Source organism: Micromonospora xinjiangensis (genome assembly GCF_056150165.1).
This window is the reverse complement of record NZ_JAXCFO010000007.1, coordinates 1-21,074: the sequence shown is the minus strand read 5'-3', so window position 1 is coordinate 21,074 and position 21,074 is coordinate 1. Positions and strand designations below refer to the sequence as shown.

Annotated in this window: 18 protein-coding genes, 1 tRNA gene and 1 pseudogene; 7 read left to right on the top strand and 13 right to left on the bottom strand. The window is 73.9% G+C overall.

Annotation, left to right across the window (positions count from 1 at the left end; all coding sequences use genetic code 11):
• Positions 1 to 112: 112 nt before the first annotated feature.
• Positions 113 to 766, top strand: a complete 654-nt coding sequence (locus SM573_RS23800; protein ID WP_474609629.1) for a hypothetical protein — start codon at positions 113 to 115, stop codon at positions 764 to 766.
• Between the two features lie 33 nt (positions 767 to 799).
• Here SM573_RS23800 and SM573_RS23795 read toward each other — a convergent pair whose 3' ends face one another.
• From SM573_RS23795 to fdh, 8 genes and pseudogenes are all read right to left on the bottom strand, one after another.
• Positions 800 to 964, bottom strand: a complete 165-nt coding sequence (locus tag SM573_RS23795; RefSeq protein WP_474610250.1) for an amidophosphoribosyltransferase — start codon at positions 962 to 964, stop codon at positions 800 to 802.
• A gap of 118 nt (positions 965 to 1,082) precedes the next feature.
• Entirely contained in the window at positions 1,083 to 1,280 is a 198-nt protein-coding gene (locus SM573_RS23790) for a hypothetical protein (protein ID WP_076471704.1), read from the bottom strand.
• Between the two features lie 48 nt (positions 1,281 to 1,328).
• Entirely contained in the window at positions 1,329 to 3,083 is a 1,755-nt protein-coding gene (selB, locus tag SM573_RS23785) for a selenocysteine-specific translation elongation factor (protein ID WP_474617119.1), read from the bottom strand.
• Position 3,084: 1 nt separating this feature from the next.
• Entirely contained in the window at positions 3,085 to 4,389 is a 1,305-nt protein-coding gene (gene selA, locus SM573_RS23780) for an L-seryl-tRNA(Sec) selenium transferase (RefSeq protein WP_474609631.1), read from the bottom strand.
• Between the two features lie 20 nt (positions 4,390 to 4,409).
• A tRNA-Sec gene (locus SM573_RS23775) sits at positions 4,410 to 4,505 on the bottom strand.
• A 58-nt stretch (positions 4,506 to 4,563) separates the two neighbouring features.
• Positions 4,564 to 5,682: an NrfD/PsrC family molybdoenzyme membrane anchor subunit gene (nrfD, locus tag SM573_RS23770; RefSeq protein WP_474609632.1), complete on the bottom strand. Its 1,119-nt coding sequence runs from the start codon at positions 5,680 to 5,682 to the stop codon at positions 4,564 to 4,566.
• The gene (locus SM573_RS23765) at positions 5,679 to 6,725 is read right to left on the bottom strand and encodes a 4Fe-4S dicluster domain-containing protein (RefSeq protein WP_474610251.1); all 1,047 of its coding nucleotides are present in this window, start codon (positions 6,723 to 6,725) and stop codon (positions 5,679 to 5,681) included. The genes nrfD and SM573_RS23765 overlap by 4 nt, the downstream gene beginning before the upstream one ends.
• 8 nt (positions 6,726 to 6,733) lie before the next feature.
• Positions 6,734 to 9,988 (bottom strand): annotated as a pseudogene (gene fdh, locus SM573_RS23760) (formate dehydrogenase); the annotation flags it as partial.
• Positions 9,989 to 10,178: 190 nt separating this feature from the next.
• On the opposite strand from fdh, the gene SM573_RS23755 reads away from it, so the two are divergent.
• Together SM573_RS23755 and SM573_RS23750 are read left to right on the top strand one after the other, a co-directional pair.
• Positions 10,179 to 10,520, top strand: coding sequence for a hypothetical protein (locus SM573_RS23755; RefSeq protein ID WP_474617118.1), 342 nt, complete (start codon positions 10,179 to 10,181; stop codon positions 10,518 to 10,520).
• The gene (locus SM573_RS23750; protein ID WP_474617117.1) at positions 10,517 to 11,176 is read left to right on the top strand and encodes a nucleotidyl transferase AbiEii/AbiGii toxin family protein; all 660 of its coding nucleotides are present in this window, start codon (positions 10,517 to 10,519) and stop codon (positions 11,174 to 11,176) included. Before SM573_RS23755 ends, SM573_RS23750 begins: the two co-directional genes overlap by 4 nt.
• 29 nt (positions 11,177 to 11,205) lie before the next feature.
• On the opposite strand, the gene SM573_RS23745 is transcribed toward SM573_RS23750, so the two are convergent.
• Positions 11,206 to 12,108, bottom strand: a complete 903-nt coding sequence (locus SM573_RS23745; RefSeq protein WP_474617116.1) for an SDR family oxidoreductase — start codon at positions 12,106 to 12,108, stop codon at positions 11,206 to 11,208.
• 168 nt (positions 12,109 to 12,276) lie between these two features.
• On the opposite strand from SM573_RS23745, the gene SM573_RS23740 reads away from it, so the two are divergent.
• A complete protein-coding gene (locus tag SM573_RS23740) occupies positions 12,277 to 14,064 on the top strand; it encodes a bifunctional metallophosphatase/5'-nucleotidase (RefSeq protein ID WP_474617115.1) in 1,788 nt (595 codons plus the stop codon).
• 68 nt (positions 14,065 to 14,132) lie between these two features.
• Here the strand turns inward: SM573_RS23740 and SM573_RS23735 are convergent, their stop codons facing one another.
• On the bottom strand, positions 14,133 to 14,318 hold the full coding sequence (locus tag SM573_RS23735) for a hypothetical protein (RefSeq protein ID WP_474609637.1): 186 nt from the start codon (positions 14,316 to 14,318) through the stop codon (positions 14,133 to 14,135).
• A gap of 229 nt (positions 14,319 to 14,547) precedes the next feature.
• Positions 14,548 to 15,699 (bottom strand): geranylgeranyl reductase family protein, encoded by a 1,152-nt coding sequence (locus SM573_RS23730; protein ID WP_474617114.1) that lies wholly within the window; start codon positions 15,697 to 15,699, stop codon positions 14,548 to 14,550.
• Positions 15,700 to 15,859: 160 nt separating this feature from the next.
• Here SM573_RS23730 and SM573_RS23725 point away from each other — a divergent pair, with 160 nt between their 5' ends.
• Positions 15,860 to 16,096 carry a hypothetical protein gene (locus SM573_RS23725; protein ID WP_474609639.1) on the top strand — a complete coding sequence of 79 codons (237 nt, stop codon included), beginning with the start codon at positions 15,860 to 15,862 and terminating at the stop codon, positions 16,094 to 16,096.
• Between the two features lie 83 nt (positions 16,097 to 16,179).
• Positions 16,180 to 17,622 (top strand): MFS transporter, encoded by a 1,443-nt coding sequence (locus SM573_RS23720; protein WP_474609640.1) that lies wholly within the window; start codon positions 16,180 to 16,182, stop codon positions 17,620 to 17,622.
• A 129-nt stretch (positions 17,623 to 17,751) separates the two neighbouring features.
• On the opposite strand, the gene SM573_RS23715 is transcribed toward SM573_RS23720, so the two are convergent.
• Together SM573_RS23715 and SM573_RS23710 are read right to left on the bottom strand one after the other, a co-directional pair.
• Positions 17,752 to 18,345: a hypothetical protein gene (locus tag SM573_RS23715; RefSeq protein WP_474617113.1), complete on the bottom strand. Its 594-nt coding sequence runs from the start codon at positions 18,343 to 18,345 to the stop codon at positions 17,752 to 17,754.
• Between the two features lie 569 nt (positions 18,346 to 18,914).
• The gene (locus SM573_RS23710) at positions 18,915 to 19,298 is read right to left on the bottom strand and encodes a MazG-like family protein (protein ID WP_474609642.1); all 384 of its coding nucleotides are present in this window, start codon (positions 19,296 to 19,298) and stop codon (positions 18,915 to 18,917) included.
• A 269-nt stretch (positions 19,299 to 19,567) separates the two neighbouring features.
• Here SM573_RS23710 and SM573_RS23705 point away from each other — a divergent pair, with 269 nt between their 5' ends.
• On the top strand, positions 19,568 to 20,935 hold the full coding sequence (locus tag SM573_RS23705) for a hypothetical protein (protein ID WP_474617112.1): 1,368 nt from the start codon (positions 19,568 to 19,570) through the stop codon (positions 20,933 to 20,935).
• Positions 20,936 to 21,074: the final 139 nt, after the last annotated feature.

Sequence of the window (21,074 nt, the reverse complement as noted above, 5' to 3'; positions counted from 1 at the left end):
GGGTGGACGGCTCGGCATCGACCGCCTCCACGGTGGGTTACCCGCCGCCGTCGGCGGCAATCGCCGGGCCCGGTGCGGGGCTAGCCGGCCGGCGGGCGGGTACACCACCCGCGTGGGCGATGATCGTGCGGTGACCCGGGTCCTGCTGGACCGGGGCGGCACCACGTACGCCGAGGAAGCCGGTATCCGGCTCGCCGACCGGCCCGGACCGCTGTATCAGCTGCTGGTGCTGGCCACCTTGCTGAGCACCCGGATCCGGGCGTCGGTAGCGGTGGCGGCCGCGCGCGAGCTCTTCGCCGCCGGCTACCGGACACCGCAGGCCATGGAGGCGGCGACCTGGCAGCAGCGGGTCGACGCGCTCGGCCGCGGCCACTACCGCCGCTACGACGAGCGGACGGCCAGCATGCTCGGCGACGGCGCGCGGCTCTGCCTGGACCGCTGGCGGGGTGACCTGCGCCGGCTGCACCGGGAGGCGGGCGGTCAACCCGCCGCGCTGCGCCGGCTGCTCACCGAGTTTCCCGGCATCGGGCCGACGGGTGCGGACATCTTCCTGCGGGAGGCGCAGACGGTCTGGGCCGACCTGCGGCCCTTCGCCGACCGGCGAACCCTCGCCGGGGCGAAGCAGCTGGGGCTGCCCACCTCGACGGAGAAGCTGGCCGGACTGGCCCGGGGGCCCGAGTTCGGCCGGCTCGCCTCGGCCCTGGTCCGCGTGGCGCTCGGCCAGGAGTCCGCCGACCAGATCACCCACGACGCGGCCCGGCGCTGAGCGGCCCGCGCCGGTCACGAGCGGGCGGGCGGATCACTTCGCCGGGCCGGGCTTGGTCAGGTGCCACACCAGCACCGACGCGAGCACGGCGAGCACCACGAGCCCGCCGGTGAGGCCCCGTCCCTCGTCCGGGTCCCGGCCGCTGGTGCCGAAGTAGATCACGGCGAGCCCCGCGAGCACGGTCACGAACGTCCGCAGCCCTCGGTCCTTCACATACCGCACAGTACGGACGGCGAGCGGCCGAAGGCGGCGGAACGGGGCGTTGTCCCCCGTCCGGGCGACCCGGGGCCGGCTCGGAGCGGTACCCCGTCGCCGGTCAGTCGCTCTCCAGGTCGTCCAGCGAGATGGCGTGCGTCATCAGCCACCGGGCCAGCGCCGACATCCCGAACAGCCACAGCGGCGCGGACTCCGTGGTGCCGTTGGTGGCGAAGATGGCGAACCGCAGGTCCGGCGCCCGGTACGCCTCGATCCGCCACTTGTGCTGCCGGTCCCGCCAGACCGCGGAAGGGTCCATGGCGTCACGGTAGGTGACGGCCGGGCGCCGGCACAGCGGGTTGGCCGCTCAGCTCACCACGATCCGTGCGTCGTCGGGCAGTCGGCGGGTCGCGCCGCGCCGATCCAGGAGTTCGAGCAGCGGCACCGCGACCCGGCGGGTGGTGTCGAGGGCCTGCCGGGCCGCGGAGAGGGTGAACGGCTGCGGCAGCCCGGCCAGCACGCGCACCGCGTCGTCGAGGACGTCGGGCAGCAGCACCACGTTCTCCGCGAGGCGCAGCAGCGCACCGGCGCGGACGGCGGCGCCGATCTCCCGGGGCCCCAGGCCCAGGTCGGCCAGGCGGTCCGCCTCCGGGGCCTGGAAGGGCCGGTCGCCGTACTCGACGCGGATGCGCCGCACCGCACGGGCCACCGGCTCCGGCAGGGCGTCGCCGGCGGCCGCGGTGACCCGTCCCCCGCTCAGCCGCAGCGGCGGCCGCACCAGCGCCTGCACCAGGGCGCGGTCCGGCAGCGCGAGCCGCTGCCGCAGCGTCTCCACGGGCACGCCCGGCTCCAGCGGGTGCTCCCGGGCGTGCCGGGCCACCTCCTCGGCCAGCCGGACGCCGAGCTGCCGCCAGTGCCCGGGATCGGCGACCCAGTCGCCGGCCACCGGCCGGGCGTCGACCGGCACGCCCATCCGGGTCAGGTCGGCGACCCGGGCCAGCCGGCGGCGGCGCAGCTCCCCGGCCAGGTCGGGGCGGCCGTCCAGCCCGGCCAGGACCGCGGCGCGGGCCGCGGCCGCGCCGCGGCGGGACAGCGGCGGCGGTGCCACGTCGAGGACCGTCACGCCGCCGGCCACGTGGTGGCGGCCCGGGTCGCGCAGCAGGGCCCGGTCGCCGATCAGCAGCGGCAGCGGCCGGGCCAGCCGCAGCCGTACCGTGTCCGGGCCCAGCGGGCGTACGCGGGCCGGCACCGCGGCCGAGCCGACGTGCAGGGTGAGGGTGGCCGGCAGGTCCGCGGCCGGGTCGCCGCCGACCCGGACGTCCACCACCTCCGTGCGGTGGAACCGACCGGGGGTGAGCAGCGCGTCACCGCGCGCCAGCCGGTCCCGGGCGGTGCCCCGCAGGTTGACCGCCACCCGGGCCACCGCTACCGCCTCCGGCACGGGCACGCCGAGCGTCTGCAGGCCGCGTACCCGCACCGTCTCACCGGTGCCGGCCAGCTCCAGCTCGTCGCCGACCCGCAGCCGGCCGGCGCCGAGGGTGCCGGTCACCACCGTGCCGCTGCCCTGGATGGTGAAGCTGCGGTCAACCCACAGGCGGACCGGGCCGTCGCCGGCCGGGCTGGGCAGGCGCGCGGCGAGCCGGTCCAGCGCCGCGCGCAGCTCGGGCAGGCCCGCGCCGGTCAGGCCGCTGACCGCGACGGTCTCCACCGCGCCGAGGGAGGTCGCGGCGATCTCCGCCCGGGCCCGGGCCGTCGCCGGGCCCGGGTCGGCCAGGTCCGCGCGGGTCACCGCCAGCAGGCCGTACGACACGCCGAGCGCGTCCAGCGCGGCGAGGTGCTCCGCCGACTGCGGCATCCAGCCCTCGTCGGCGGCGACGACGATCAGCGCCGCCGGCACCGGGCCGACCCCGGCGAGCATGTTCGGCACGAACCGTTCGTGGCCGGGCACGTCGACGAACGCGACGGTGCCGCCGGAGGGCAGCGTGGTCCAGGCGAAGCCGAGGTCGATGGTCATGCCCCGGCGGCGCTCCTCGGCCCACCGGTCCGGTTCCATCCCGGTCAGCGCCCGGACCAGCGTCGACTTGCCATGGTCGACGTGCCCGGCGGTGGCGACGACCCACACGTCAGTCGTCCCCCGGCACGGCCAGCACGGCGGCGCGTACCGCCTCGTCGGCCTCCGGCGGCACGCAGCGCAGGTCCAGCAGCAGCCGGCCCCGCACCAGCCGGCCGAGCACCGGTGGCTCGCCGGTGCGCAGCGGCGCGGCGTACCGCTCGGGCAGGCTCAAGGCCCACGACTCCAGCTCCACGCCGGGTGCGCCGCCCCCACCGACCACCGCCACCGACGGCACCACCTCGGCCTTGCGCCCGTCCGCGCCGAGCCGCTCCCGCAGCCGTTCCACCCGGGACCGCAGCGCCGCCGGGTCGGCGTGCAGGGCCGTCCGGGTCGGGGTGTCCGGCCGGTGCAGGGTGGCCGCCAGTGCCGCCAGGGTCAGCTTGTCCACCCGCAACGCCCGGGCCAGCGGGTGCCGGCGCAGCCGCTCGACCAGCTCGGCATCGCCGAGGAGGAGCCCGGCCTGTGGGCCGCCGAGCAGCTTGTCCCCGCTGGCGGTGACCAGGTGCGCGCCGGCGCGCAGGGTGGTGGCCGCGTCCGGCTCGTCGGGCAGCAGCGGGTCGGGGGCCAGCAGCCCGGAGCCGATGTCGGCGACCACGGGCACGCCGAGGGTGGCCAGCTCGCGCACACCGACGGCGGAGGTGAAACCGGTGACGCGGAAGTTCGACGGGTGCACCTTGAGCAGGAAGCCGGTGCGCGGGCCGACGGCCGCCGCGTAGTCGGCCAGCGAGGTGCGGTTGGTGGTGCCGACCTCCCGCAGCCGGGCGCCGGTGCTGGCCAGCAGGTCCGGCAGTCGGAAACCGTCGCCGATCTCGACCAGTTCGCCTCGGCTGACCACGATTTCCCGCTCGGCGGCGAGGGCGGTCGCGGCGAGCACCAGCGCGGCGGCGCCGTTGTTCACCACGTGCACGGCGCCGGCCGCGGGGACCGCGGCGGCCAACGCCTCCAGCGCCTCGCGGCCCCGGCGGGCCCGCCGCCCGGTGGCCAGGTCCAGCTCCACGTCGGTGTGCCCGGCGGCGGCGAGCAGCGCGTCGACCGCGGCCCGGGACAGCGCGGCGCGACCCAGGTTGGTGTGCAGCACCACGCCGGTGGCGTTGAGCACCGACCGGGGCGCCGGCGCCGGCAGGGCCGCGACCGCGACGTCGCGTACCTCGTCGGGGCTGATCTCGCCGCGCCGCGCCCGCTCCTGCGCGGCGGTCACGGCCGCCTTGACCCGTTCACGGCCGAGAACGGCCGTGGCGGCGGCCAGCCCGGGATCGGCGAGCAGCAGGTCGGTGCGGGGCACGCGGCGCCGCAGGTCGCTCTGCCCGTCGCGCATCACGTCATCCCCCACGATGTTGGCGGAGACGGACGGGAATCGAACCCGCCTGGCCCGGGTCCCGGACCACACCGGTTTTGAAGACCGGGAGGGGCACCAGCCGCCTGAACGCCTCCACGGAGCATTTGACCACAAGGGCGGCGCGGGCGCGCGCAGAGGTCGAAAGGCCGGTGGTCAGTCGACGGGGTCGGCGGCGGCCTGCCGGCGGCGTTCCAGCCGCTCCCGCTGCGGCACCACCGTGTACTTCGGATCCCGGGCCGACGCCACCCCGGCGGAGAAGACACCGAAGCGGGTGGCCACCGAGCCGGCGAGCAGCGCGGCCCCGGAGAGCGCCGACACGGCGCGGCTGCGGCCGCCCAGCAGCGCCCCGACGGCGCCGGCCGCCGTGAGCGCCCGGGCCGCGCGCATCAACCGGCCGGGGCGGCCGGTGCGGTAGGGCTCGGAGACCAGACCGAGTCGCGTCTCCATCCGGTGCGCGGCGACCAGTTCCAGGGCGGCGCCGGCCACCGCCATCCGGCGGGCGGGACCAGCCTGGGCGGGCGGCGCCGCGAGCAGACCCACCCCGGCGCCGCTGGCGAGCGCGCTGCCGGCGAACACGACGGGCAGCTCCCCGTACGCCTCGTGCCACGACGGCACCGCGGTGTCGGCGAGCAGCACACCGGTGTAGGTCGCCAGCGCCGGCGCCGTGGCGGCCGCGGCCAGCCCGGCGACCTGCCCGACCGGGGGCAGCAGCCGGCGGGCCACCCCGAGCAGTCCCCGCGCGGGCAGCAGCGGCGCCGCCTCGGCGACCGCGGCCACCCCGGCCGCCGGGCCGAACACGGCGAGGATCCAGGTGCCCATCGACATCGGCGAGGTCAACTTCGCCACCCGCAGCATGTGGTGGAACCGCGCCGGCCGGCCCAGGTCGTTGATCAGGAAGCCGGTGCTGGCGCCGATCGCCGCGAGGGCGGTGACCCGGCCCGCCCGCCGCAGCGCCGGACGGCCGGTGAGCTGCCCGCCCGCGGCCAGCAGCGACGACCCGGCGGCGAGGCCACCGGTGAACAGGTACGCGGCGATGTCCTTGTGCCACACGGGCGGCTTGAGGACGGGTCGACCGTAGTAGGAGACGAACTCGGCCTCGGGGACCCGCAGCTCCTCACCACCGCCCCGACCGCCACGGCGGCGGCCCGACGGCCGGCCCGGGACCACCGCGGTGTCGCCGCCGGCCGCCGAGCCACCGTCCGCGCTCGCGTCGTGCAGACCGTCGCGGTAGCGGCGGAACCGGTCGCCGACCGGCGGGTGCTCGGAACTCACGAGGAACCTCCGACGAACGCGGCCACGGCGGCCGCCGCCATGGCCAGGGCCGCCAGCCCCGCCCGCTTCCACATCTTCGGCAGGTCCCGCGTCGTGACCACCGGGTCGGGCGGCAGCCCGTACACCTCCGGCTCGTCGAGCAGCAGGAAGAACGCGCCGTCGCCGCCGACCCCGTCGTCGGGATCGTGGCCGTAGAGGCGGGCCTCCGGCACGCCCCGCTCGTGCAGGACGGCCACCCGGGCCTGCGCCCGCTCCCGCAGCTCCTCCAGGGGGCCGTACTGGATCGACTCGGTCGGGCAGGCCTGCGCGCAGGCCGGGGTCTTCCCGGCGCCCATGCGGTCGTAGCAGAGCGTGCACTTCCACGCCCGCCCGTCGCCCTTGCGCTGGTCGATCACCCCGTAGGGGCACGCGGAGATGCAGTAGCCGCAGCCGTTGCAGATGTCCTCCTGCACCACGACCGTGCCGTACTCGGTGCGGAACAGCGAGCCGGTCGGGCAGACGTCCAGGCAGGCGGCGTGCGTGCAGTGCTTGCACACGTCCGACATCATCAGCCAGCGGAAGTCGGAGCGGCTCTCCGCGCCGGTGGCCCGCCCCGGGGGCTGCGAGCCGGGCATGCCGAGGAACTCGGGCCCCGCGGCCATCCGGGCCGCCGCCTCCGGCGAGCCGGGCGGCACCCCCGGATCGGTGCCGGTCGGGTTGCCGGTGGTCGCCCCGACCGCCGCCGACGACGGGCTGGCCGTCACGTCGCCGGTCGGGTCCCCGGCGAACGGCGGCGTGCGGTGCCCGGCCGGCCGGGGCTGCTCGATGAAGGCGACGTGCCGCCACGAGTTCGCCGTCAACGCGCCGGTGTTGTCGTATGACATGCCGAGCAGGTCCAGGCCCGAGGCGGGCACGTCGTTCCACTCCTTGCACGCCACCTCGCACGCCTTGCACCCGATGCAGACGCTGGTGTCGGTGAAGAAGCCCATCCGCGGCGGCGCCTGCGACCAGCCGGCCTCCGGCGCCGGGTCGAGCGGACCGGAGAGGCTGTGCGGGTCGGGGATCACCGTGGCCCCCCGGCGTCGGGCGGAGTGACCACCGGGGAGAACCGTCCCGCCACCATGCCGGCGCGCCGCCGGTAGTCCTCGACCAGTTCCCGCAGGGCGGCGCCGGTGGGCCGGCGGCCGGGCCGTACGTCGCAGGTGCCCACCTTGCTCTCCTGGATCAGCACGTTGGGGTCGAGGGTGATGCCGAACAGGTCGTTCGCCGAGTCACCGGTGACCAGCCCCTCGTAGCCGAAGTGGTACGGCATCCACACCTGGTGGATGACCCGGCCCTCCACCCGCAGCGGGGTGAGCCGGTCGGTGACCAGCACCTTCGCCTCGATCACCGCACGCCCGCTCACCAGGTGCGCCCACCCCAGGTGGGTGACCCCCACCTCGGCGGCCAGCTCCGGCGAGACCTCCACGAACATCTCCGGCTGCAACTCGGCCAGCGGTCGCACCATGCGGCTCATCCCGCCCGCCGTGTGGTGCTCGGTGAGCCGGCTGACCGTGAACACGTACGGGAACACCTGCGAGTGCTCCTCCGGCGGGCTCGGGTTCACCGAGTTGACCGGGTGCGTGTAGACCTTGCGGGTCGGGTTGGCCTGCTGCCGGTAGAGCGGATTGCGCATCAACGACTCGGCCGGCTCGTAGTGCGTCGGCAGCGGCCCGTCGACCACCCCGGTGGGGGCGTAGAGCCAGGCCTTGCCGTCGCCCTGCATGACGAACGCGTCGTCACCGGCGATCCCCTCGGGCCCGCTGGTGCCGGGCGCGGGACGGTAGGACGGCGGCTTCGTCTTCTCGAAGTCCGGCACGTCGTAGCCGGTCCACTCGCCCTTCTCCTCGTCCCACCAGACGTACTTCTTCCGCTCGCTCCACGGCCGTCCCTGCGGGTCGGCGGAGGCGCGGTTGTAGAGCGTGCGCCGGTTGGCGGGCCACGCCCAGCCCCACTCGCCGGCCACCCAGTTCTGCTCGTGGCGGGACTTGCGCCGGGCGGCCTGGTTCACGCCGTCGGCGTAGACCCCGCTGTAGATCCAGCAGCCCATCGCCGTGGAGCCGTCCGGCTTGGCCTCGGTGAAGCTGCCCAGGGGGCGGCCGGTGGCCACCTCGAACCCGTTGATCTCCCGGAGCACCGTCTCGGCGCTCGGCTCGGCCAACGGGCCCTCAGTCGGGTAGTCCCAGGCCAGGTCGAGCAGCGCCCGGTCGCGGGGCTTGTCGGACCCGGCCAGCTTCTCCCGCAGCTTGCGGCCCAGGTGGTAGAAGAACCACAGCTCGGAGCGGGCGTCGCCCGGCGGCTCCACGGCCTTCTCGCGCCACTGGAGCATCCGCTGGGTCTGGGTGAACGTGCCCTCCTTCTCCACGTGCGACGCGGCGGGAAGGAAGAACACCTCCGTGCGGCACTGCTCCGGCACGATCTCGCCGGTGGCCACCTCCGGGGCGTTCTTCCAGAACGTGGCGCTCTCGATCATGAACAGGTCGCGGACCACCAGCCAGTCGAGGTTGGCCATGCCGAGCCGCTGCGCCCGGCCGTGGGCCGAGCCGACGGCCGGGTTCTGCCCGAGCAGGAAGTAGCCCTTCACCTTGCCGTCGATCATGTTGAGCACCTGCTGGTAGGTGCCGTGGTCGCCAGTCATCCGGGGCATGTAGCCGTAGCAGAAGTCGTTCTCCGGCGTCGCCTTGTCACCCCAGTACGCCTTCAGCAGGCTCGCGCAGTAGGCGCGGGCGTTGCCCCAGTAGCCCTTCTGCCCCGGGTGCCGGATGCTGTCGGCCCACTTGTCGAACGTCGGGTGCTTCTCGTGGTGCGGCATCGGCAGGTAGCCGGGGAGCAGGTTGAACAGCGTCGGGATGTCGGTGGAGCCCTGGATGCTCGCGTGCCCGCGCAGCGCCAGGATCCCTCCGCCGGGGCGGCCGATGTTGCCCAGCAGCGTCTGGATGATCGCGCCGGTGCGGATGTACTGCACGCCGACGCTGTGCTGCGTCCACCCCACCGAGTAGATGAGCACCCCGGTGCGCTCCCGGCCCGAGTTCTCCGTCCAGGCCCGGGCCAGCTCGAGGAACTTCTCCTGCGGGATGCCGCAGACCCGCTCCACCATCTCCGGCGTGTAGCGGGCGTAGTGCCGCTTCAGAATCTGGTAGACGCAGCGCGGATGCTGCAACGTCTCGTCCCGGTGGACCACGCCCGGGATCGGCATCCCGTGCGACTCGTGCCGCAGGCCGGCCGCGGTCTCCCGCGCCTGGGCCGTGTCCTCCTTCCCGGCGTCCCCCTCCTGGCCCGCGTACTGCCAGCTCGTCTGGTCGTAGGAGCCGGTCTCCGGGTGGAAGCCGGAGAAGAGGCCGTCGGCGTCCTCGGCGTCGACGAACTGGTCGCTGACGATGGTGGCGGCGTTGGTGTAGGCCACCACGTACTCCCGGAAGTCGAGCTCGTTCTCCAGGATGTAGCGCACCACCCCGCCGAGCAGCGCGATGTCCGTGCCGGCCCGGATCGGCAGGTACGTGTCGGCGAGCGCGCTGGTGCGCGTGAACCGCGGGTCGACGTGGAAGACCTTGGCGCCGCGCAGCTTCGCCTCCATCACCCACTGGAAGCCCACCGGGTGGGCCTCGGCCATGTTCGAGCCCTGGATGACGATGACGTCAGCGTTGGCGACGTCCTGCTGGAAGTCCGTCGCGCCACCGCGACCGAAGCTGGTCCCCAGACCGGGGACGGTGGCGGAGTGTCAAATGCGCGCCTGGTTCTCGATCTGGAGCGCCCCCATCGCCGTGAACAGCTTCTTGATGAGGTAGTTCTCCTCGTTGTCCAGCGTCGCCCCGCCCAGGCTGGAGATGCCCAGCGTCCGGTTGAGCGGCCGGCCCTCGGCGTCGACGTCCTCCCAGGTCTCGTCGCGCGCGGCGAGCACCCGGTCGGCGATCATGTCGAGCGCGACGTCGAGATCCAGGTCCTCCCACTCCGTCGCGTACGGGCGGCGGTAGCGGACCTTCGTCTGGCGCAGCGGGCTGTTGACCAGGCTCTTGCTGGCCGCGCCCTTGGGGCAGAGCCGCCCGCGGGAGATCGGGCTGTCCGGGTCGCCCTCGATCTGGGTGACCCGCCCGTCGGACACGTAGACCCGTTGGCCGCAACCGACGGCGCAGTAGGGGCAGACGGAGCGCGCCATGCTGTCGGCTGTCTCCGTGCGAGCCGTCAACTCCGCCGAGTGCTCGGACTGCGCCGCCGCGCCCCGACCCAGCGGATCGGTGCCGGTGAGCTGCCGATAGACCGGCCAACCCTCGATGAAGGTGCGGATGCCCATCCGCGGCACCTCCCTCCACCCGTCGACGCCGACTCCACGAACATAGGCCAGCCGGAGCGCCCGCGCGACCCGAGCCCGAGGAAACACCGCGTTCGCACACCGGGTCGGAGACGCCTCTCGGGGGCACTCTACTACCAAGATCCGCCGCGGCGGGGGCGGCGACGGGTCGCGATGGGGTTACCCTGACAGCATGCAGGGCGCCTTCCCCACCGCGGCCGGCGTGGCCTTCCTGGCCCGCCCGGGTCGTCCTGCCGTCGTCACCCGCACCCTCGCCGAGCTGACCGGCCCCACCCGCGGCGTCGTCGAGCTGCCGGTACGGCTGATGTGGAACGCCGACCGCGCCTTCGACCTGGGCGATCCCGACCAGCTGCTCTGGCTCTACGAGAACGTGCTCCGTGAGACGACCCGCGCCGAGGACCTCCGCGTGCTCGTCAACGGCCGTGTGCTGCGCCGCGTGTGGCGCCTGCTCAACCTCCCGCGCGGGGTACGCCAGGCCTGGGAGAGCCGCCACCCGGCGCTGCGCACGGCGTGAGCACCCCGCACCTGCACGACTTCTACCGCGAGGTGGCCCGGGTGGCGCTCACCGCCGCCGGCCCGCACCGGTTCGTGCTCGGCGGCGGCGTGGCCTGGGCCGCGCACGGGCTCGTGGCCCGACCCACCGAGGACGTGGACCTCTTCGCCGACGTCGAGGGCGCCGCCGCCGCGGCCGCCGCCGGGGTGCGGGCCGCGCTGGAACGCGCCGGGTTCGCCGTCGCCGACGCCGACCCGGACGGCGACCTCGCCGACCTGTTCGAGGGGTACGAACAGGACATGAAGGACTTCGTCGTGAGCCGCGACGGCCGGCAGATCCGGCTGAGCCTGGCCCGCCTCGACCGGCACCGCAGCCCGGTCGTCATGGACCTCGGCCCGGTCATGGACGTACGCGACCTGGTCGCCAACAAGATCGCCGCACTGGTCAACCGCCGCGAGGTCCGCGACTACATCGACGTCTCGGCCGCCCTGGAGCACTACGGCGTCGCCGAGCTGCTCGACCTGGCCCGCCAGGTCGACCCCGCACTGGACCCGGACGACGTCCGCGCCGCCGGCCGCTACCTGGACCGCATCCCCGAACAGCGGTTCGCCCGCTACGGGCTCGACGCCGCCGCGGTCGCCCGCGTCCGCGCGCGCCTCGCCGCCTGGCCGCGCTGACCCCGGCCGCGTGCCCCACGCGCCGACGCTCAGGTGATCGGGCGGCCTCCGGTCACGCCCAGGATCTCGCCGGTGACGAAGCTCGACTCCTGGGAGGCGAAGAAGACGTACGCGGGGGCCAGCTCGGCCGGCTGCCCGGGCCGGCCGATCGGCGCGCCGGCGCCGAACGACTCCACGGCCTCCTCCGGCATCGTCGCCGGGATCAGCGGCGTCCACACCGCGCCCGGCGCGACCGCGTTCACCCGGATGCCCCGGTCCGCCACACCCGCGGCGAGGGCCTTGGTGAAGTTCGCGATACCGGCCTTCGTGGTCGCGTAGTCGATCAACTGCGGCGACGGCTCGTACGCCTGGATCGACGACGTGTTGATGATCACCGAGCCCTCCGTCAGGTGCGGGATCGCCGCCTGACACAGCCAGAACATCGCGTACAGGTTCGTCTTCATCACCCGGTCGAACTGCTCGGTGCTCACCCCGAGGATGCCCTCACCCTGCGACATCTGGTAACCCGCCACGTTCACCAGGACGTTCAGCCCGCCGAGGTCGCGCACCGCCCGCTCCACCAGGGCACGACAGTGCCGCTCGTCGGTGAGGTCGCCACGCACCGCCACCCCGCGCCGGCCCGCCTCCTCGATCAGCCGGACGGTGTCGCGCGCGTCCTCGTCCTCCTCCTGCCCCAGGTAGGAGATCAGCACGTCGGCGCCCTCCCGCGCGAACGCGATCGCCACCGCCCGGCCGATCCCCGAGTCACCCCCGGTGATCAGTGCCCGCCGGCCCGCCAGCCGGTCACTGCCCCGGTACGACCGCTCGCCGTGATCCGGCCGCGGGACCATCTCGCCGGTGGTGCCCGGTGGCGGGTGCTGCTGCCTCGGCTGCCCCGACCGCTGGCCGTACTGGCTCGTCGGGTCCTGCTGGCCGTACTGGTCCTCGCCCACCGGTGTCTCCTCGCGCCGTCGAAACCCTCCCGCTGGCCCTACCCCCACCCCGCGAGCGGAAACGACCGCGGGGAGCCGGGCACGGGCCGCCGCGACGGGAGTGACGGGAGGTGGTTATGGTGCGCTTCGGCGCCGACCAGCGCGCGTACCCCCACGGAAAGGCACGTCATGACGTCTCCCTCCGGCCCCTCACGCCGGCGAGTGCTCGCCGCCGCGGCCGCGGCCGCCGCCGCCCCGCTGATCGCCGCGACCCCCGCCCAGGCGGCCGGCGCGTCCAAGCGGACCTGGGACCTCACCCTCCTCGGCACCTCGGACACCCACGGCAACGTCTACAACTGGGACTACTACCGCGACGCCGAGTACGACGACAGCAAGCACAACGACATCGGCGTCGCCAAGCTCGCCACCCTCATCAACCAGATCCGGGCCGAGCGGCGCGGCAAGGCCACCCTGGTGCTGGACGCGGGCGACACCATCCAGGGCACCCCGCTGGCCACGTTCTACGCCAAGCAGGAGCCGATCACCAGCACCGGCGAGAAGCACCCCATGGCGCGCGCCATGAACATCATCGACTACGACGCCGTGACGCTGGGCAACCACGAGTTCAACTACGGCCTGCCCCTGCTGGACCTGTGGATCCGGCAGCTCGGCTTCCCGGCCCTCGCCGCCAACGCGGTCAACGCGAAGACCGGCAAGCCGGCCTTCCTGCCGTACGTCATCAAGAAGGTCTCCCTCGGCTTCGCCGCGCCGACCCTGCGGGTCGGCATCCTCGGCCTCACCAACCCCGGCGTGGCCATCTGGGACCGCGCCAACGTCGAGGGCCGGCTGCGGTTCGACGACATGGTCGCCACGGCCGCCAGGTACGTGCCGATCATGCGGCAGCGGGGCGCGGACATCGTCCTGATCTCCGCGCACGGCGGCGACAGCGGCACCTCCAGCTACGGCCCCGAGCTGCCGAACGAGAACCCGGTGGCGCTCATCGCCCAGCAGGTGCCCGGCATCGACGCGATCCTCTTCGGCCACGCGCACAACGAGGTCGTCGAGAAGTTCATGACCAACGAGCGCACCGGCCAGCAGGTGCTGCTCTCCGAGCCGTCGAAGTGGGGCCAGCGGCTCACCCGGATGGACTTCACGCTGGCCCGCGAGCACGGTCGGTGGACGATCACCAGGAAGTCCGCCACGATGCTGAACACCAACACCGTCGTCGAGGACCCGAAGGTCCTCGCCGCCGTGCGCGCCCAGCACAAGAAGACCGTGGCGTACGTGAACCAGGTCGTGGCGCGCGCCACCGAGGAGATGTCCACCGTGGAGTCCCGGTACAAGGACACCCCGATCCTGGACTTCATCAACCACGTCCAGGCCGAGACCGTCACCGCGGCGCTGGCCGGCACCGAGTACGCCGACCTGCCGGTGCTGTCGCAGGCGTCGCCGTTCAGCCGCACCGCGGTCTTCCCCGCCGGCGACGTGAAGATCCGCGACGTGGCCGGGCTCTACGTCTTCGACAACACCCTGGAGGCGGTGGTGCTCACCGGCGCCGAGGTCCGGGCGTACCTGGAGTACTCGGCGAAGTACTTCGTCACCCTCGCGCCCGGCGCCCCCGTCGACCCGGAGACCATCAGCGACCCGTCGGTGCCGGACTACAACTACGACGCCCTCTCCGGCGTCGACTACGACATCGACATCGCCAAGCCGGTGGGCCAGCGGATCACCCGCCTCGTCCTGGCCGGCACGGACACCCCGGTGGCGGACGACGCGCGGTTCGTGGTGGCGGTGAACAACTACCGGCGCAGCGGCGGCGGCAACTTCCCCGGCATCGTGAAGACCCAGGTCTACAACGAGCAGCAGGAGATCCGGCAGCTGCTCATCGACTGGGCGCAGGCGAAGGGGACCATCGACCCGGCCGACTTCTTCCGGCCGAACTGGCGGCTGGTGCGCGAGGGCGTGCCGGTCTTCTGACCCACCTTCCGGTGACGGGCCGCGGGCGCTGACCGCCCGCGGCCCGTCCGCGCGCGGCCCTGGGCGCCTCAGGCGCCGTGCCGCAGGTCCCAGCGCTCCGGGGCGTCGTCGGGGGCGCCCCGTCCCGGGTCCGTCTCGGTCAGCTCGACGCGCTCCTCCGGGCGGACCGCGGGCGGCAGCTCGCCGAACCGGGCGTGTCGCAGGAAGGCGAGTTCCTCGTCGGTGAAGCGCGCGTCCCCGTGTGTGTCGTTCATCGGCCACCTCCTCCGGGCAGCCTCATTCTCGCCCCGGTGCGGCGCCGAGGGGCGTCGTCCGTTCGTCCGCTTGCCTCGCCCCGCCGCGTTCACACGATGGACGTCACACCGCGTAAGGCATCCTAGGATCCTGGTTGACATGAGGGCGCGGACCGCGTCGAACCGGGTTCGTCGTCGGACCCTGCCGACCTGGGTGGGCAGGGTCGCCTCGCCGGACCGGGCGGTCCTCTCAGGACGCCAACACGTCCCGCCGGCCGCGCCCCGGGAGGCGGTCCAGCAGCGCGAGCACGGCACGCGCCTCCGGTCGGGCCATCGCCTGGTCGAAGCTCGCCCGTCCCTGACAGAAGTGGACGAACATCCGCCAGCCCGGCGGGGTGGCCACCAGCGCGTGGAAGGCGCCCGGCCGGCGCGAGAACAGGTCGAGCAACCGGAAACCGGCCCGCATCGAGGGCAGGAGCCGCTCGGCCACCGTCCGCTCGTAGCCCGCCAGGTCCCCCTCGGCGACCGCCGCGCCGGCCAGCTCGCCGGAGCGCAGGGCGTAGCTGATGCCCTCCCGGCTCCACGGTTCGAGCAGACCGGCCGCGTCCCCCACGACCAGCACCCGGCCCTGGCGCAGCGGCGAATCGTCCGCCCGGCAGCGGGTCAGGTGCCCGGAGTCGTGGGCCGCCGGCGCGTCGGCCAGGCCCAGCCGGTCGACGAAGCGACGCAGGTACTCGCGGGTCCGCTCCCCCTCCCCCCGCGCCGCGATCACCCCGACGGTCAGCCGGTCACCCTTGGGAAACACCCAGGCGTACGAGCCGGGCAACGGCCCCCAGTCCAGCAGGACGTGCCGACGCCAGCGCTCCTGCTGCTCCGGCGACACCTCCAGCTCCAGCTCCAGCCCGAGGTCGACCTGCCGGTACCGGACGCCCACGTGCCGCGCCGTCACCCCCGAGGAGCCGTCCGCCCCGATCACCGTCCGCGCCCGCACCGTCTCGCCGTCGGCCAGCCGCAGGCGTACGCCCTCCGGGTCCTGCGCCACGGCGCGCACCGGCGCCCGCTCGCGCACCTCGGCCCCGGCGGACACCGCGGCCGCCCGCAGCCGGTCGTCGAACTCCTCCCGGCGCACCATGGTCAGCAGCGGACCCCGGTGCCGTCGGGTGAAGCCGCGTCGCCCGTCCTGGGTGAACGTGACCCGGTCCACCCGGTCGTGCGCGGGCACCTCGACGCGGTCCGACACCACCGCCAGGGAGGTGCCGATCAGACCGCCGCCGCAGGTCTTGTACCGCGGGTGCTCGGCCCGCTCCAGCACGAGGGTGCGTACGCCCGCCCGCGCGGCGGCGTGCGCGGCGGAGAGCCCGGAAGGGCCGGCGCCGACCACGGCGAGATCCCAGACGACCACCCGAGCAGCCTAGGGCACCGGACGGGTCCGCAGACCGCCGGCAGGCGCGTGTCGAGCGGCCGCCACCCCTCGATCGGGTGGGCATCTTCGGTCACGCAGGGGGTAACCGGCGCAGCGCAACCGCCGGCACGGAGGCGGACGCGAGCACGAGGAGGACACGATGCAGCGGGTGGAACTGTCGGAGATCGAGGAACGGGTGTACCAGGCGGTCACCGCGCTGGAGGCCCGCGGTCAGGTGCCGTACCCGGACATGATCGCCGAGGAGGCGGGGCTGACCGAGGAGCAACTGAACGCGCCCCTGCACCTGCTCACCGAGAAGAACCTGCTGCACCGCGAGGACTCGCCGATGGCCGGCCTCGACTTCGGCCCCCGGTTCTGCGCGCGCCAGATGGCGTGACGACGGACGTCCCACGACGGTTCGCCCCGCAATGACCGGGGTAGCGGTCAGGAATGCATGATCGACGGTCAACGGGGGGCGCGATGAGCGCGGCGGGTGGCCGGCCGGCGGACATCGACCCGGCCGAGAACCGGCGACGCTGGCAGGCCCTCGGGGTCGGTCTCGTCGCCGCGTTCATGACGCTGCTCGACGTCAGCATCGTCAACGTGGCGGTGCCCTCCCTGGACCGCGCCCTGCACGCGTCCCCCAGCGACCTCCAGTGGGTGCTCTCCGGGTACGCGCTGACCTTCGGCCTCGCCCTGGTGCCCGCCGGCCGGTTCGGCGACGCCCGGGGCCGCCGCAACGCCTTCGTCTTCGGCATCGCGCTCTTCACCGTGACCAGCGCGCTGGCCGGCCTCGCGCCCTCCCCCACCTGGCTGGTCATCGCCCGGCTCCTCCAGGGCGCCGCGGCCGGCATCGTCAACCCCCAGGTCACCGGCGTCATCCAGGAACTGTTCCGCGGGCCCGAACGCGCCCGCCCGTTCGGGCTCCTCGGCGCCACCATCGGCATCTCCACCGCGGTCGGGCCGCTCCTCGGTGGGCTGCTCATCGCGCTCGGCGGTCAGGCCCACGGCTGGCGGTACGTCTTCTTCGTCAACGTGCCGGTCGGCGTCGTCGCGGTGATCCTCGGCTGGCGGCTGCTGCCGGGACGGCAGCAGGGACACGGCGACCGGCACCGGTTCGACCCCGTCGGCGTGGTGCTGCTCGGCGTCGGCGTACTGCTCGTGCTGCTGCCGCTCGTGCAGGAGCAACAGTGGCGTACGCCATGGAAGTGGGCGCTGATCCCGGCCGGACTGCTGGTCCTGCTGGCCTTCGCCGTCTGGGAGCACCGGTACGCCCGCACCCGGGAACCGCTGTTCGACCTGCGGCTGTTCCGCTTCCGCTCCTACACCCTGGGGTCGCTGATCGCGCTGATCTACTTCGGCGGGTTCACCGCGATCTTCTTCATCTTCACGCTGTTCCTCCAGAACGGGCACGGGTACAGCCCGCTCGTCGCCGGCCTCGCCATCACCCCGTTCGCGCTCGGCTCCGCGGCCGCGTCGGCCCTCGGCGGCCGGTACGTCAACCGGCTCGGCCGACCACTGGTCGCCGGCGGCCTGCTCGCGGTGGTCGTCGGCCTCATCGGCACCGCACTGGCCCTGGACGCCTTCCCCCACGCCCCCGCCCCCTGGGTGACGGCGGCGCCGCTGCTGATCGCCGGCATCGGCAGCGGGCTGGTCATCGCACCCAACCAGACGCTCACCCTCTCCCAGGTGCCCGTACCCCAGGCGGGCAGCGGGGCGGGCATGCTCCAGACCGGCCAGCGCATCGGCACGGCCGCCGGGATCGCCGCCGTCGGCTCGTCGTTCTTCGCCTCGCTGGCCAGCAACAACGGCGACTACACGACGGCGTTCGAGCACTCGCTCATGGCGGCCACGATCATCATCGCGCTGGCGCTGGTCGCCGCGCTGGTCGACATCCTCCTCAGCCGCCGCCACGACCACTGACCGTCGTCCGTGCGCCGAGCACGCCGGCCCTCCGCTGGTCGGTGTGGACGCCTGGACATGCCGCTGGCCGGCACCCGGGTTCGGGTGCCGGCCAGCAGTGTCAGTGTGCGGTTGTGGTTGTGCGGGTTGTCAGCTGTTCCAGTACTGGGCGACGAGGTCGGCGGCCTGCTGCTCCCACTGGGCGTAGGCGTCCGGGTACGCCGACACCTGCACGGTCTGCGCGGCGTCGGTCAGCGGCATGTCCTGCCACCCGTCGACCTGCTTGAGGCCCTTCAGGAACGCCATCGTGGAGTACTCCGGATCGGTGATCTGCTCCGGCGTGCCCCAACCCGAGCTGGGTCGCTGCTGGAACAGGCCCAGCGAGTCGTGGTCGTTGCGGTCACCGAGGTGGCCGAGGTTCTCCAGCTTCGACTCCTGCAGGCTGGTGGCGATGGAGATGACCGCGGCCCGCTCGTCCAGGCCGGACTTCTTCGTCGCCGCGATGATCGCCTTGACGTTCGCGATCTGCTCGTCGTCCAGGTCGATGTGCGACTGCGCGCCCTGGGTGCCGTGGGGGATCAGCTTGGTGGTGTCCACGCCCGGCTTGTCGGCCTGCACCACCGCGACGGGCTTCACCTCGGGGGTGGGGGTGGCGGCGTGGGCGGCGACGGGGCCGCCGATGATGCCACCGGCGAAGGCGAGACCAGCGGTACCGAGGACGCTCTTACGCATGATCGTGTTCATGGGAAAGCTCCTTGGGGGTCAGGCACCCACACACCACAAGAGGGGGTGGCGTGACGGATGCGGCACCTCATCAGGCGCTCAAAGACTCGGGGGGTTTGTCGGGGTGCGCGAATCGGGGGGTGTTCGCGTCTGCCCGGGGTTCGGCGGTCGGGAGGCCGGGGCCTCACCGCGCCGGGATGGTGTGCAACGACCGGGGGCCGGCCGTCATTCCCGGGGTGGTCGGTCGCTCTCCGCGGGCGGCCACCCGGGCCGGTCCGTGTGCAACGACCGGGCGTCCGCCGTCATTCCGGGGTCCGGCAGCCCGGGTTCGAGCGGCCCTTGATCGGCCGCCCGGGGGCTGCTACCTCGATCGTCAGGGGTGTTCAACGCCCCCACCCCGCCACCGATTCCGCCCCCCGGATGCCGCCGGTCACACCCCGAAACCGCCCAGACGCGCCCTGATCTCCTTCGCGACACGCTCTGCCGCCCCACCGAGGCCCGGCGGTGCGGAAATCCGGTGGACGGACGCAACGTTCGAGCCGGGGCCGCAGCCAGGGATGATCCGCCCACACCTCATGGAAATTGATGCCTCACGGCCCGGATGAGGCCACAACTTCCCGGAAGTTGCGCGGATCTTGGTCGCGCGGGATCCGGTCGTGCACCTTGTCGGCGCAGCGGTCCAGCACCGTACGCGCGTCCAGGCCCAGGCTCTCGATGGCGACGAGGGCGGTGAAGGCGACGTCTGCCAGTTCGGCCGCCACGTCCTCGCGGGTGTGCGTCACACCCTTGCGCGGATTCTGCCCGAGCGTGCCGATCCAGGCACCCGCCACCTCGCCGGCCTCCTCGGTGAGCTTCAGGATGCGGCAGGTGAGTTCGGTGTCGCCGGTGCCGTTGGTCGCGTCCAGCCAGGTACGGAAGGCGCGCGCCGCAGCCCAGACCCGGCTGTCGCCCTCCCGCGTCGAGAAGTGCTCCACGCGGTCCAGTGAACCGGAGCGGCCCCCGCCGCGATCCGTCGGGCCGACCATCTGGAGCGGGATGGGCGGCAGCGGCCGGGGGGGGGGCGCCGAACCAGCGCGGACGGCGGCGGGCCGGCGGCTAGGAGCGGCGAAGACACTGACCGCAGGCTCGGCCTCCCATTGACATCGTTCGACGCGCCGGCCTACGTTCAGGGGCGCTACCGGCCGGTAGGCATCCGTCCCGCCTGGTCGCCCGCTGGGCGGCACCCGTCCGAGGGGGAGCACCGATGCTGTCCTCGTCCGTCCGCAGCCTCCGCCGGGTCCTCGCGGCCGCCACCACCGTCACCGTCCTGCTGGGGCTGACCGCCGCCGCGCCGGCGGGTGCCGGCGGCCGCGACCGCGACGGCTCCCGGCCACTGCCCGGCTACACGATCGAGAATCCGCCGCTCGCGCCGCTGGTCGTCGGCGGCAAGCCCACGACGGTACGCCAGGGCGTGCACCGCCACGCCGGCTACATCATCGAGATGCCGGCCAAGTGGAACGGCGACCTGGTCATGTGGGCGCACGGCTACCGGGGCCAGGGGAAGGTCCTCTCCCCCGAGGTGCCCGGCTTCGGGCTGCGGGAGCGCCTGCTGTCGCAGGGGTACGCGTGGGCCGCGTCGTCGTACGACCGCAACGGGTTCCACATCCGGTCCGGGGTGCTCGGCACGAAGGACCTCGCCGACCACTTCGCGCGGACGGTGAAGCGTCCGCACCGGACGTACCTGGCCGGGGTGTCGATGGGCGGCTACATCATCGCTCGTTCCCTGGAGCAGTACCCTGGCTACTACGACGGCGCCCTGCCCATGTGCGGGGTGCTGGGCGACCAGACGCTGCTGGACTTCTTCCTCGACTACAACCTGGTCGCGCAGGCGCTCGCCGGGGTGCCGGCGTACCCGACGCCACCGGACTACCTGACCGAGGCGGTGCCCCGCATCCAGGCGGCGCTGGGCCTGACCGGTCTCACCCCGACAGGGCCGGACACCACGAACGAGCGAGGCAAACAGCTGCGGGAGATCACCGTGAACCGTTCGGGTGGGCCGCGCCCCGGCGCGACCGCGGCGTTCGCGGTGTGGAAGGACTTCCTCTTCTCGATCAGCGTCACCAACGGCGGCGACTCCGCGGCGGAGCGCCCCGGGCAGCTGTCGACCAACCTGTTCACCCGCTACCGCCCCAACAGCCCCGTCGACGTGAACGCCACCGTGCACCGGGTAGCACCGGAGAACCCGCGCCAGCGGCTGCTCCCGACGCTGACCGAGGTGCCCCGCGTGGCGGGGCGGCCCAGCGCCCCTGTGCTCAGCCTGCACGGCCTCGGGGACCTGTTCGTACCGTTCTCCATGGAGCAGGCGTACGCCGAGGACGTGGCCCGGCACGGTCGCGGCCGCCTGCTGGTGCAGCGGGCCATCCGGGCGTCGCAGCACTGCGAGTTCACCCCGACCGAGGCCGGCGCCGCCTGGGACGACCTGGTGTCCTGGGTACGCACCGGCACACGACCGGCCGGTGACCCGGTGACCTCGCCGGCGGCGGTGGCCGCGGCGGACTACGGCTGCCGCTTCAGCGACCGGGCGGCGTACGCGGCCGGGGTCGGCACCCGCCGCCTCTACGCCCCCTGCTGACGACACCGACGTCGCCCACCCGGGGTGTCGACCGGTGTCCGGACATGCCGCTGGCCGGCACCCGGGTTCGGGTGCCGGCCAGCAGTGTCAGTGTGTGGTTGCGGTTGTGGTTGTGCGGGTTGTCAGCTGTTCCAGTACT